The sequence below is a fragment of the Chlorobium sp. KB01 genome, from assembly GCF_001975465.1.
GTDB lineage: Bacteria > Bacteroidota > Chlorobiia > Chlorobiales > Chlorobiaceae > Chlorobium.
Genome location: NZ_MPJE01000027.1, coordinates 70,037 through 81,931 on the forward strand (window position 1 = coordinate 70,037; position 11,895 = coordinate 81,931).

Here is an 11,895-nt window from a genome sequence, read left to right on the forward strand (position 1 = left end):
TGCATTGAAATGACTATGAACAGTAAGGTGAATGTTTTTGCTCTGCCTGAAGGAAACGGGGGGAGAAGAAGTTCTATTGCGGAGCATAATCTGACCCCGAACCAGATTGTTGCGCTTCTTGACAAATATATTATCGGCCAGAAGGATGCAAAAAAATCGGTTGCCATAGCGCTCCGTAACAGGCTTCGCCGTCAGAATGTGAGTGATGAGCTTCGTGATGAGATCATGCCGAACAACATTATCATGATCGGGCCTACCGGTGTAGGAAAAACCGAGATTGCACGCCGCCTGGCCAAGCTTGCCAAAGCGCCGTTTGTCAAGGTTGAGGCGTCGAAGTTTACTGAAGTGGGTTATGTCGGGCGTGACGTCGAGTCGATGATTCGTGACCTTGTTGATCAGAGTGTGGCAATGGTCAGAAGCGAGAAGTCTGAAGAGGTTCGTGAAAAGGCAGCACTGCTTGTTGAAGAGCGGCTGCTCGATATTCTTCTTCCTCCTGTAGCGCAATCACAGGACTCACTTGATGATGACGCTGACACGGAAGGGGAGGCTCTGCTCTCTCTCTCCACGGAAGAGGGTGATCCGTCAGTGGAGGCAAACCGCCGAAGCCGCCGGAAAATGCTGGAGAGGCTGCGCAGCGGCAAACTTGAGGATCGCCAGATTGAGATGGATATCTCCAGTGACTCTTCGGGTGGCGGTATGATGCAGATTTTCGGCCCTCTCGGCCAGATGGAGGAGATCGGCGGTATGATGCAGGACCTTATGAGCGGGCTGCCCCGCAAGCGAAAAAAGAGACGCGTCTCGATAGCCGAAGCCCGTAAACTGCTCGAACAGGAGGAGGTGCAGAAGCTTATTGATATGGAGAGCGTTGTCAAGGAGGCCATAAACAAGGTTGAGCAGTCAGGTATTGTCTTTATCGATGAAATTGACAAAATCGCGGCACCATCAACCGGAGCAGGCGGCAAGGGGCCGGATGTCAGCCGGGAGGGTGTTCAGCGCGATCTGTTGCCGATTGTCGAGGGTTCAAATGTTGCCACAAAGCATGGTATGGTCAAGACCGACCATGTGCTCTTTATTGCTTCCGGAGCCTTTCATGTAGCCAAGCCTTCCGATCTTATCCCCGAGCTTCAGGGGCGTTTTCCGATCAGGGTGGAGTTGAAAAGTCTTACCGAGGAGGACTTTTTCCTGATTCTTACCCAGCCGAAAAATGCCCTTATCAAGCAGTATACCGCTCTTCTTGCCACTGAAGGGGTGGAGTTGAGCTTCAGTGAGGGTGCAATCCGTGAAATTGCCAGAATTGCGGCTAAAGTCAATGAGAGTGTAGAGAACATCGGAGCAAGGCGTCTTCATACTATTCTGACCAATCTTCTTGAGGAGCTGATGTTCAACATTCCGGAAAATGTCTCCGATGAAAAGATTGAGATTGATGAAGCAATGGTCAAGGAAAAACTGAACCACGTTGTCGCTGACAGGGATCTCAGTCAATACATACTCTAACCGTTTTTTCTTAACAGCCGGCACCTGCACCCCTGCAGGGGCCGCCAGAAGCCATAACCATGAGCGGGAATTCCATACTTGTGCTTAACGGTCCGAATCTTTCACGACTCGGCAAACGCGAACCGGAAATTTACGGCCATCAGACACTTGACGATATCAATCGCGGAGTTGCTGAAAGCTTTCCTGACATTCGCTTTGATTTTTTCCAGTCCGAGGAGGAGGGGCAGCTGCTTGAAAAACTCTTTGAGTGTGAGGACCAGGGCGGTTTTATCGGGGTCATACTGAATGCAGGAGCCTTTACACACTACTCCATAGCATTGCGTGATGCTATCAGTGCGGTCGGCCTGCCGGTTGTTGAGGTTCATCTTTCCAATATCTTTGCTCGTGAGGAGTTCCGGCGTTCATCGGTGATTTCGGAAGTGTGCATGGGAGTAATCAGCGGGTTCGGAGCGAACAGCTACCATCTTGGCGTCCGCTCGTTGCTCGGCATTGCTCCCAGGAAGAAGAGAATAACCGTAGCGGTGAACGGGGACTGAGCTGCTCTCCTGAGGGAGGTGAGACTCCCTCTCTCACTCTTCGGAATATTTTTTCAGCAGCGCGCGCATCTCCTCGATTCGCCTCCGGTCACTCGGCATGATCACCGGTTTGTTGAGCGCAGTTTTCATGAGTTTCAGAGCTTCAGTCCTGTTGTTTTGATCAAGCTCGATCAGGACAAGTTCATGATAGTTGCGGATAATTCTTGAGTCAATGCTGATCGCTTTCCTGAACGCTTTTTCTGCGAGATCATAATTGCCTTTCGGCATTTCGCCGATGAAGGCATTGCCCACCATCCGTTTAAACCAGCTGATTTTAGCCGCTTCACAATAATAGGATCCGAGAATCGAGAGGGCCGTCTCATCGTTCGGGTTTAATCGCAGGGCACTGTCAATCGCCCTTTTTATCTCTTTTGCACGGTTCAGTTTTTCATTTGAGCCTGTTTTGTCCGCCATGATACCCAGTGCAGCGGCATACCAGGAGTGCCCTTTTGCGATGGTGCTGTCGATGGTGATAGAGGTTTTTGCATACTCCAGGGCTTTACGGTAGTAGCGCAGCCGTTCATCCTTTTTATTGCGATCGACCGATTCACCAAGGCTTACATGCAGCCTGGCGAGTTTCCAGTAGAGATCGGCATTTCTCGGGTTACGGTGCAGTTCAGCGGTGTAGATTGAATCGGCAGTCGGATAGTTCATGTTCCAGAATGCCTTGTCAGCCAGTTCAACCGGCGATTCGCTGCGTTCTACTGCTTTGGCTGATACCGGCATGAACGAGAAGAGCGCTGAAAGTGCAAAGAGAAGAAGGGGTGAGTTCCGGCAGCCGCAGAGTCGTCGAAATATCGGGGTATTGGTCATGGTGCTTTATTTAAACCAGATTGCAGCAGGGTATTTATTGTGCAGAATCCTGTCAAGTCCCAGCCAATGGCCTGAAGGAGAGATTATCATAAGGAGAGCAAAGAGCATGAATGGGGGAAGGGAGAGGTTGTAAAAACCACCGGCAGCAAAATTCACTACCAGAAAGAGTGCAAACGCCGCATTGGCTCTGACGGCAATACCGAAGATGAGCCCGATAGCGATGATGAGCTCTCCAACGGTAACAATCCATGCAATCGGAAATGCAAGCGGTATGGCAAACTGCTGAAGGTAGAGTGCCTGGAACGATTCAGCCGGCAGTTCGGCAAGCCTTTTGAGAAAATAGAACTGCATGAGGTCGCTCCAGAGCCAACCTTTTACAAGTTTGTGCCAGAATCCGTAAAGAAAGAAGAGCGCAAAGAGATACCGGCCGGAAAGAAAAAGAATAACTCCCGCAGTTTTAAGCGGATAGTGTTTGAAGTATTCCCTTTTCCACTCAAACCTCTTCATGAGCAGATGCGATGAGTTTCGTTGATCCTTGCTGTTGACTGTGCTGAATATAAATATATTTTACTTTAACGGGTACGAAAGGCGAGGGGGACTTTTTTTCGCAAACCGCTACATGAGGTTCTGCGGATCGACATCGACAATAAAAGAGAGTGCCGCACTGCGAAAGCGGGAGATGATATGGTCACTCATCTCTCTGACGAACGCTGCCGAGAGTTTTGCCTCGAACAGCTTTACCAGTACGTGGTAGCGAAATCGTCCTTTTATTTTCGCGATTCCAGCGGGGGCTGGTCCGAGAACGGTACCGCTCTCGATCGGGAGATGGGCCGTCAGGGTCTCCTTGCAATAGAGCGCAGCCGATTCCGCTTCCTTTTCATCGGTTGCACTGCACTCGAATTTTATGAGTCGTGACAGCGGGGGGTATCGGAGTGCCGCTCTTGTTGCACTCTCCTGTTCGAAGAACTTTTCATAACTGCCCTGCAGGAGGGCGGTGAATACGTCACTCTCCTTGTTGTAGACCTGAAGATAGACCTCTCCGGGCATGGTAGAGCGGCCGGCCCGACCGGCAACCTGTGTGAGCAGTGAGAATGTCCGTTCAGATGCTCGGAAATCCGGAATATTAAGCCCGATATCAGCCATAAGCACTCCGACGAGCGTTACGGCAGGGAAGTCGAGTCCCTTGGCAACCATTTGTGTCCCGAGCAGGATGCGGGCTTTTTGATCATGAAACTCTTTGAGTATCCGTCCATGAGAGCCTTTCCTTGTTGTTGTATCAACATCCATTCTGAGAATTTTTTCTTCCGGGAAGAGCTTTTGCAGTTCCTCCTCAATGCGCTCGGTTCCGCTGCTTTTGAAAAACAGGTCGGTTGACTGGCACTTTTCGCATGACGCCCTGAATTTTACGCGATGACCGCAGTAGTGGCAGCGGAGATGATTCTCGGCTGCATGGTAGACCATCGGGATGTTGCAAAACCGGCAAAGGGGGGTGTGACCGCAGGAGAGGCAGAAGATACTGCCTGCAAACCCCCGTCTGTTCTGCAGAAGGATGACCTGCTCTTTTTTTTTGAGGCGAAGCTCTATCTGGCGGAAGAGCAGCTCTGAAATTGATGACGAGGCTTTCGGACTCTCTTTCATCCAGACAAGCTTGATAAGAGGCATTGCTGCACCATCAACACGTTCCCTGAGATTGATCAGGCTGTATTTGCCGTTTCGGGCATTATGGTATGATTCAAAAGAGGGGGTTGCCGAACCGAGCACACAGATTGCCTTGCTGAAGAGGGCTCTCATGATTGCCGTATCCCTGGCATGATAACGGGGGGTTCGATCCTGTTTGTAGGCGCCGTCATGCTCTTCATCTACAATGATTGCCCCGAGGTTTTCAAGTGGAGCAAAAATGGTTGACCGTGCCCCGAGCGCTATTTTGGTTTTCCCCTGCCTGAGGCTGTGCCACGCGTCATATTTTTCCTGATTACTCATCCCGCTGTGCAGTATCGTGATATCATCATGGAAGTGCTGACGGAATCGTCCGGCGGTCTGTGGCGTGAGCGATATTTCCGGTACAAGAACAATGGCGGTTTTGCCTGCGGCAAGGACACGTTTCAGGAACTCGATATAGACAAGGGTTTTTCCGCTTCCTGTCACTCCATGCAGAAGGAAGGTGGCATACCGTTTATTGTTCAGGGCAGATTGCAATGCTTCAAGTGCCTGTTTTTGTTCGGCTGTCAGATTTTTGACTGATTGAGGCTCTTCAGCAAATCCGCTTGAAAAATTACTTTTCACCTCAATCTGAACCTTTTCAACGAATCCTTTTTTTACCAGAGCATTGAGCGTCTCCCTTGAGCTGCCTATGGTCTCTGCCGGAACACAGGGGCCGGTAGTGGATGAGAGTGCAAGGAACGCTTCAAGCTGTTTCGGCGCGCCATGAAGGCTCTCCTCAGCGCTCTCCGGTATGGTTTCGCTCAGGCGGTAAGCTGTTTGCAGTTTCGGTTGTGTGGAGGTGAACTTTTTGGTGAGTCTCAGATGCCCGCCGCGTTCAAGTTCCGAGAGGGTCCGGTAGAGCTGTTTTTTGCCGAGCCGCCGCTGAAGCTGAAGCATGGTCAACCGTTTTTCCCTGATCATCAGTTGCATGATTGAGCGCCGCAATGTCGTGTTGATGACCCGCCTGTTTTCAGCCTGAAGGGAAAAGTCGGTGAGTTCCACCAGGTCATGAATCGTGGTGCGCACAGCCACCGGAAGCGCTGCACTGATGGTGTCAATTCTGCGGGAGAGGTAGTAATCAGCCATCCACCCGGTCAGATTCAGGAGATCTTCACCAAGGAGCGGTTTGCCATCATAGAGCAGATCGATGATCTCTGTTTCTGAGGGTTCAGCCGGATTATCTTCGGCAAGCTCGATGATGTAGCCGATTGAGATGGACTCTGCTCCTTTTTTTCGGGCAAGGAGTACCATGCATCCGGCCTGGATCTCCTGCTCCATTGAGGCGGGTACCATTACGGTAAATGGTTCTCCCCTGAACAGTTTTTCTGCGACGATCAGTGCTTGCATGGTGGTGAATGAAAAAAGTCAGTGTCGGGCACTGACTTTTTTTTTATCGGAATACGCTTTCGGGAATGCTCAGCCATTGATCGCTTCGAGAATCCTGTCGCGAATCTCTTCCACTTTTCCGGTTCCCTTGATCCTGTTGTATTTCGGCCCCTTTGCGGTGCAGTTCTGTGAAGAGAGGTTCAGATAGTAATTGATCAGCGGCGAGGTCAGTTCATGATAAACTTCAAGGCGTTTTTTTACCGTCTCTTCCTCATCATCCGCCCTCTGCACCAGTGGATCTCCGGTTTCATCATCAATTCCATCTGTTTTCGGCGGATTGAACTGTATGTGGTAGGTTCTTCCTGAAGCCGGATGTACGCGGCGTCCGCTCATCCTTTCGATAATATCACGGTCTTCAACATTGATCTCAACGACATGGTCGATTTTGATCCCGTCACTTCTCAGTGCTTCTGCCTGTGCGATGGTACGGGGAAAGCCGTCAAAAAGGCAGCCATTGGCACAGTCAGCATCTTTCAACCGGTCTTTGACCAGTCCGATAATGATCTCATCGGAAACAAGCTGCCCTGCATCCATGATTTGTTTTGCCTGGATACCGAGAGGTGTTCCCGCTTTTACCGCAGCGCGCAGCATATCACCGGTTGAAATCTGTGGTATACCCAGAGATTTGGAGATGAAGTTTGACTGCGTGCCTTTTCCCGCACCTGGTGCTCCGAGTAGAATTATTATCATCAAACCGTGTTTATATGTTTTTTTTGGTAGTAATGATCGTCACTTTTGGCCGAGAGGCTACTGCCTTGCCAGCTGATGCCGGGGTTTCAGATTGAGCTGAAGAAGAGCCGTTCTCTGCTGCACTGCCTGCCGAATGAGAGGTATCACCATTTTTTTCGGCTGGCTTGTTAAGCTGTATGGTTTGAACCGGTGCTCTTTTCTTGAATTCGATAGCGGTTGCTTTAGGGCTCCCTTCCGGCTTTTTTTGATGGTGAAGGCGGGCGTTATCAAATATCTGCTGGAATGATGCTGATGGCCCGTTTACATCGACCGAGCGATAGTGATAGTCCTCATCCTTTATCTGCTGATGGCGGAACTCAAAATCAAGTGCGCCAAGCATCATTCGGATAATCCTGCGGCTCTCGCCCAGATCACCTCTCGATTCAATGCGGGTTTCTGCTTTTGCGTTGACCGTGGTTATCGGCCGGCCATTGATATCGGTCTCCTCAAAAAGGCCGAATGTTACATCGATTTTTATGCCGAAAAGAAGCACGGAGGTCACTTCCCCCCTGATGGTGGTCGTGCCGCCGACAGCTGTTTTTTCACTTTTCAGTTCCCAGCCAACCCAGTGATCAATTTTGCTGGAAATAAAATCTCTGACTTCGTCAACAGGTTTGTCGTATCGTCTGACTTTCAGTTCATGAAATACCGGCGTTTCCGACGTGTGTGTTGCATTGCTGGTTAAGCCGTGATACGTTTTGTTGAACTCATTCTGGAAAGGAATTAAATCGATCAAATCCATGGTATTTAAGGCGATTATAGATTATTGCGATTCTGCCATGCCGGTTGTTGCCAGTTGACCGCATGCCGCATTAATTGTCGTACCGTAGCTTTTTCTGACCGTGACATGCAGGCCTGAATCAATGAGGTATTGCTGGAACACCTCTCTGGAGGAGCTGTTTACAGGCTTGAACCTGATATTAATGATAGAATTGTAATCAATCAAATTTATTTTGCATAAAAAGCCGTGAGCAAACCGTGCCAGCAGTTTTGCGTCTTCAAGCGAGTCGTTGATACCTTTCAGCAGCATATAGACAATCGTGACCGGCATGGCGGTTGCCGAGCTATAGCCGGCAAGTGCTTTACCGAGCTCATTAAGCGGATAGAGCTTTGCTGCGACCGGCATGAGTGACTCCCGTTTCTGCTGTTCGGCAGCATGAAGGGAGACGGCGAGCCTGGTTTTCAATCCTGAAGCGCCCAGTTTCTGTATTTGCGGAATAACACCCACGGTTGAAATGGTTATTTTTTTCTGGGATAGCGTGACGTTGTAGTTTTTTGTTGTCAGGGTTTCTATCGATTCCAGAATATTGTCGTAGTTCATGAGCGGCTCTCCCATACCCATAAAGACAATATTGGTGATTTTTTTGTCGGGATTTCTCCTTGAAACTATGGCATTGAGCGCATAAACCTGTCCGGCAATCTCCCCGGCGGTAAGATTTCGATGCAGTCCCATTTTTCCTGTTGCACAGAATGTGCACTGAAACGCACACCCTGCCTGCGAGGAGAGGCAAGCGGTCAATCTGTTCTCGGCAGGAATGAGGACGGTTTCAATCAGTTCGTTATCCGGCAGTTTCAGCAGGAGTTTTTCTGTGCGGTTCTCCCCGCTCTCTTCGGTACTCTCAAGGTGATCGACAAGCTGAAGATGGCTGATAGAGAAGGTTTCTGCAAGCTTTTGGCGAAGTGTCCGGCTGAGTGTTGTCATCTCCTCAAAGCTCTTTGCCTGATGACAGAAAAGCCACTGATGAATCTGTGCCGCCCTGAATGAGGGTTCATCAAGCGATGCAATGGCATGCTGAAGCTCCGGGAAGCTCAGATCAATAATGTTGGGAAGAGCGGTGGTCATGGTCTCCATTTCATGTTACGACAGAGGGTGTATACGTTTGCGGTTGCGCTGTATGGATTTCACAGAACGCGCGCCAGTGATGCTTCATGCGGAATATATGCTCTTTTGCGTAAACCAGTGTTGATATTGTTCTATCTTTACTGTGGATCGCAGACCGCCTTCTGCGGCCCCTTAATCGGGGAGTAACTGCCCTGAAGTAACCCGGAAATATATCAGGTGGTGTGGCTTTATATTACAAGGTTCATGTAGCTAAAGAAGGAGGGTGAAATGTACGGAAGAGTCTTGAGGGTAGTAATTATGGTGCTCTGCTCTGTTGTTCTGACAACAGGCGGCAGCCGTTCATCCCGGGCAACGGAAAAGAAGAAAACCTCCGATGCAGAGGCCGTAAACCCCGGTGAGAAGAAGAGCGACTTCGATGCCCATGACCCGACGGTGCGCTACCATTTCAAGGATAATGATATGGACTGGACCTTCGGCTTCCTGCTCGGCAATACGAGCAACCATGGCATGGAGATCGGCGAGGCCTACTACACCGCAAGTCAGATCAAGGACGGGGAGGCGGCCAGTTGGCAGGCGGAGTGGATCAGGATGGCAGACCGGCTTGCGGCAAGAGCGGAAAAGAGCCTGAACAAAGGCCACAAGGTCAGTGCAGCCCGGCAGATGCAGCGGGCTTCCTATTACTATCGTGCGGGCATCATCTCCATGCTGCCCGATGATCCCCGCATCAACGAAGTTGCCGGCCGCAGCCGCACGCTGCTCCGCAAGGCCGGTGAGTTGATGGACCCGCCATTGGAGTATTTCGAAGTGCCCTTCGAGGGGGTGGTTTTGCCCGGCTATTTCCGCAAGGCTGACAAGAGCGGGAAACCTCGCCCGACGCTCTTCATGGTCGGCGGCGGGGAGACGTTTGCCGAAGATCTATGGTTCCACATTGCCCCCCAGACCTTTGAGCGGGGATACAACTTCGTCGCTGTAGATCTTCCGGGCCAGGGGTTGCTCCCCTGGAAAGGCAAGTATTTCCGGCCAGCCATGAACCTTCCCATCTCGGCAGTCATTGACTATGTTCTCAAGCGCCCGGAGGTTGATCCCTTGCGGTTTGCGGCCTATGGTATCAGTGGCGGCGGGGGTTTTGTGCCCCAGGCTGCCATGCATGATTCCCGCATCAAGGCTGTAGCAGTCACGGCGGCAGTGGTTGATGCCGAACAGCTCTTCAGCACCATGCCGGTGGCTACCACGACTCCCGGGGTGCTGGAGGGTTTTGCCAGCTTCCATCGTAATGTGGTCAAACTTGTGGCTTTTCGCTGGGGCGTGAAGATGGACAATATTCCCGGTCTGGTTGCGGCCAACAAGGGCTTTACTTTTGATCCGGCAAAGGTTACGGTTCCCACCCTCTTGCTGGTAGGTGCGGGCGAGTATGCCAGCAAGGAGGTCCAGCGCCAGCAGCTGGAATGCATGGCTAAATTGCCCGACTCCCGTTCAAGGCTGATTGTTACAGGTTTTGAGGACGGGGCTTCCAGCCACTGCATCGGCGAGAACCGCAGTCTGATGGGGGAGATCCTGTTCGACTGGCTGGATGAGGTTTTCAAGGATACGGGGAGGTAAAATACTGTATCTGTTTGCTCGAAGAGACTACCCTGTGTGGCACACTGCTTTTCAAATCCGGAGATGCGGAGATTCAGGAAGGATGGGAAGTATGGCTTTTCGTAAACTGCTGGCAGTTCTGCTGCTGCTCACCGTGTTGCCGCTTCCGGTGATCGCCGGCGGAATAAGCTGTAATGTTATTCAGCTGCATAGCGGACCGATATGCGGCAGAGCAGAGGGCGACGTGCGTATCTTCCTGGGGATTCCCTATGCGGCACCCCCGGTTGGTTCCTTGAGATGGAAGCCCCCGGAGGAGGTCGCTTCGTGGGCACAGGTGAGAAACTGCAAGGAGTTCGGCCCCTCCTGCCCGCAGCCGAAAGAGAAGGATAACGCTCTGTACAGCGAGGACTGCCTCTACCTGAATATCTGGACCACGGCCAAAAAACCTGATGAGAAACTGCCGGTTATGGTCTGGATTCATGGTGGAGCCTTTAATTTTGGATCCGCATCACTGCCCGAATACAACGGCAGGAATCTTGCCCGAAAGGGGGTGGTTGTTGTGACCATCAATTACCGCCTCGGGCCGCTGGGATTTCTTGTTCATCCGCTGCTCTCAAAGGAATCCCCCTATGGCACCTCGGGCAACTACGGCTTGCTCGACCAGATCGCTGCCCTGAAATGGATACATCGCAATATCGCTGCATTCGGAGGGGATCCGGGTAGGGTAACCCTTTTCGGCCAATCCGCCGGATCCCGATCGGTTTCGCTGCAGTTGATCACTCCGTTGTCAGCAGGGCTTTTTCATCGGGCTATAGCTGAAAGCGGCGGGCCGATTATCGGTTCGGAGTACCTCTCTTTGGCCTTTAACGGCGACATGGCTAATGTGTCGAAAATGGGCCGGCAACTGGCCTCGAAACTTGGCTGCGACAGTGCTCGGGATGTAGTGGCTGCCATGCGCTCCAGGTCAGCAGAGGAGATAGTGAAGGCAGCCGATTGCACTACAAGCATATTTGCCGATGGTCTTTTTTTTGCGCCGGTATTTGATGGCCGGGTGCTTCCCGAAGATCCGCTGGCAGCATACCGTGCAGGAAAGCAGCATGATGTGCCGCTTATCACCGGAAGCACGCTCAATGAAGGCAATATTTATCTCGCCGATGAAAAAGATGTATCAGTTGAGCAATATCGATCATTCCTGCAATCAAGGTTTGGCGATAATTCCGCGAAAGCCTTTGAACTCTTCCCTGCGCCAACAGCCGGAGATGTTGCCCCGGCTATTGATAAAATCCTTACGGTAGCAGCAAATGCACAACCGGCAAGGCTCATGGTCCGATCCATGGAACAAAAAAAATCCAGGGCATATCTCTACCAGTTCACCCGCCTTCCCGACACGGTGCTGGCGCGAAAACTTGGAGTGCATCATGGTGTTGAACTGGCATACGTTTTCGGAAATATGCCCGAATCCGGGGGTTACAATCAGACGGACAGGAGGCTTTCCGAAAAGATGATGGCTTACTGGGTCAACTTTGCTGCAACCGGTAATCCCAATGGTCCGGGCCTTCTTGATTGGCCGGCATACACCGCCACAACCGACATCAATCTGGAGTTTTCGGATACCCTGCACATCAACAGAGAGCTGTTCAGCAAAGAGGCTGATTTCATCGATCGGATAAGCAGCATGCGAAGAGCTGCGGCAAAAGAGTGAAAAGAGGGGAGATGGTTGAATCTCTATGGGTCATATTCCCCGCCTCTTGAGGCGTAAAGTATGATAGAGTTGTC

The 11,895-nt window shown here is 51.3% G+C and carries 10 protein-coding genes; 4 read left to right on the top strand and 6 right to left on the bottom strand.

Annotated elements, in window-relative coordinates; all coding sequences use genetic code 11:
• Positions 1-9: 9 nt before the first annotated feature.
• Both hslU and aroQ read left to right on the top strand, forming a co-directional pair.
• Complete coding sequence (hslU, locus tag BOO20_RS02910; RefSeq protein WP_076790443.1) at positions 10-1,494, top strand: ATP-dependent protease ATPase subunit HslU; 1,485 nt, start codon at positions 10-12, stop codon at positions 1,492-1,494.
• Positions 1,495-1,553: 59 nt separating this feature from the next.
• The gene (aroQ, locus tag BOO20_RS02915) at positions 1,554-2,030 is read left to right on the top strand and encodes a type II 3-dehydroquinate dehydratase (protein WP_076790426.1); all 477 of its coding nucleotides are present in this window, start codon (positions 1,554-1,556) and stop codon (positions 2,028-2,030) included.
• A 33-nt stretch (positions 2,031-2,063) separates the two neighbouring features.
• Here the strand turns inward: aroQ and BOO20_RS02920 are convergent, their stop codons facing one another.
• The 6 genes from BOO20_RS02920 to rlmN form a co-directional block, all read right to left on the bottom strand.
• Positions 2,064-2,882, bottom strand: a complete 819-nt coding sequence (locus tag BOO20_RS02920) for a lipopolysaccharide assembly protein LapB (RefSeq protein ID WP_076790428.1) — start codon at positions 2,880-2,882, stop codon at positions 2,064-2,066.
• 6 nt (positions 2,883-2,888) lie between these two features.
• Positions 2,889-3,389, bottom strand: coding sequence for a DoxX family membrane protein (locus BOO20_RS02925; protein WP_076790430.1), 501 nt, complete (start codon positions 3,387-3,389; stop codon positions 2,889-2,891).
• A gap of 108 nt (positions 3,390-3,497) precedes the next feature.
• Complete coding sequence (gene priA, locus BOO20_RS02930) at positions 3,498-5,930, bottom strand: primosomal protein N' (protein WP_076790432.1); 2,433 nt, start codon at positions 5,928-5,930, stop codon at positions 3,498-3,500.
• 69 nt (positions 5,931-5,999) lie between these two features.
• Positions 6,000-6,659, bottom strand: a complete 660-nt coding sequence (gene adk, locus BOO20_RS02935) for an adenylate kinase (RefSeq protein WP_076790434.1) — start codon at positions 6,657-6,659, stop codon at positions 6,000-6,002.
• Positions 6,660-6,669: 10 nt separating this feature from the next.
• A complete protein-coding gene (locus tag BOO20_RS02940) occupies positions 6,670-7,440 on the bottom strand; it encodes a hypothetical protein (RefSeq protein WP_076790436.1) in 771 nt (256 codons plus the stop codon).
• Between the two features lie 21 nt (positions 7,441-7,461).
• Positions 7,462-8,550: a 23S rRNA (adenine(2503)-C(2))-methyltransferase RlmN gene (gene rlmN / locus BOO20_RS02945; RefSeq protein WP_083694512.1), complete on the bottom strand. Its 1,089-nt coding sequence runs from the start codon at positions 8,548-8,550 to the stop codon at positions 7,462-7,464.
• Between the two features lie 258 nt (positions 8,551-8,808).
• Here rlmN and BOO20_RS02950 point away from each other — a divergent pair, with 258 nt between their 5' ends.
• Together BOO20_RS02950 and BOO20_RS02955 are read left to right on the top strand one after the other, a co-directional pair.
• Positions 8,809-10,140: a S9 family peptidase gene (locus BOO20_RS02950; protein ID WP_076790437.1), complete on the top strand. Its 1,332-nt coding sequence runs from the start codon at positions 8,809-8,811 to the stop codon at positions 10,138-10,140.
• Between the two features lie 91 nt (positions 10,141-10,231).
• Entirely contained in the window at positions 10,232-11,821 is a 1,590-nt protein-coding gene (locus BOO20_RS02955; protein ID WP_158068725.1) for a carboxylesterase/lipase family protein, read from the top strand.
• Positions 11,822-11,895: the final 74 nt, after the last annotated feature.

Bases quoted from the DNA above. Each gene is read 5' to 3' on its own strand.
- hslU (WP_076790443.1), top strand. From the start codon at position 10: ATGACTATGAACAGTAAGGTGAATGTTTTTGCTCTGCCTGAAGGAAAC.
- aroQ (WP_076790426.1), top strand. From the start codon at position 1,554: ATGAGCGGGAATTCCATACTTGTGCTTAACGGTCCGAATCTTTCACGA.
- BOO20_RS02920 (WP_076790428.1), bottom strand. From the start codon at position 2,882: ATGACCAATACCCCGATATTTCGACGACTCTGCGGCTGCCGGAACTCA.
- BOO20_RS02925 (WP_076790430.1), bottom strand. From the start codon at position 3,389: ATGAAGAGGTTTGAGTGGAAAAGGGAATACTTCAAACACTATCCGCTT.
- priA (WP_076790432.1), bottom strand. From the start codon at position 5,930: ATGCAAGCACTGATCGTCGCAGAAAAACTGTTCAGGGGAGAACCATTT.
- adk (WP_076790434.1), bottom strand. From the start codon at position 6,659: ATGATAATAATTCTACTCGGAGCACCAGGTGCGGGAAAAGGCACGCAG.
- BOO20_RS02940 (WP_076790436.1), bottom strand. From the start codon at position 7,440: ATGGATTTGATCGATTTAATTCCTTTCCAGAATGAGTTCAACAAAACG.
- rlmN (WP_083694512.1), bottom strand. From the start codon at position 8,550: ATGGAGACCATGACCACCGCTCTTCCCAACATTATTGATCTGAGCTTC.
- BOO20_RS02950 (WP_076790437.1), top strand. From the start codon at position 8,809: ATGTACGGAAGAGTCTTGAGGGTAGTAATTATGGTGCTCTGCTCTGTT.
- BOO20_RS02955 (WP_158068725.1), top strand. From the start codon at position 10,232: ATGGCTTTTCGTAAACTGCTGGCAGTTCTGCTGCTGCTCACCGTGTTG.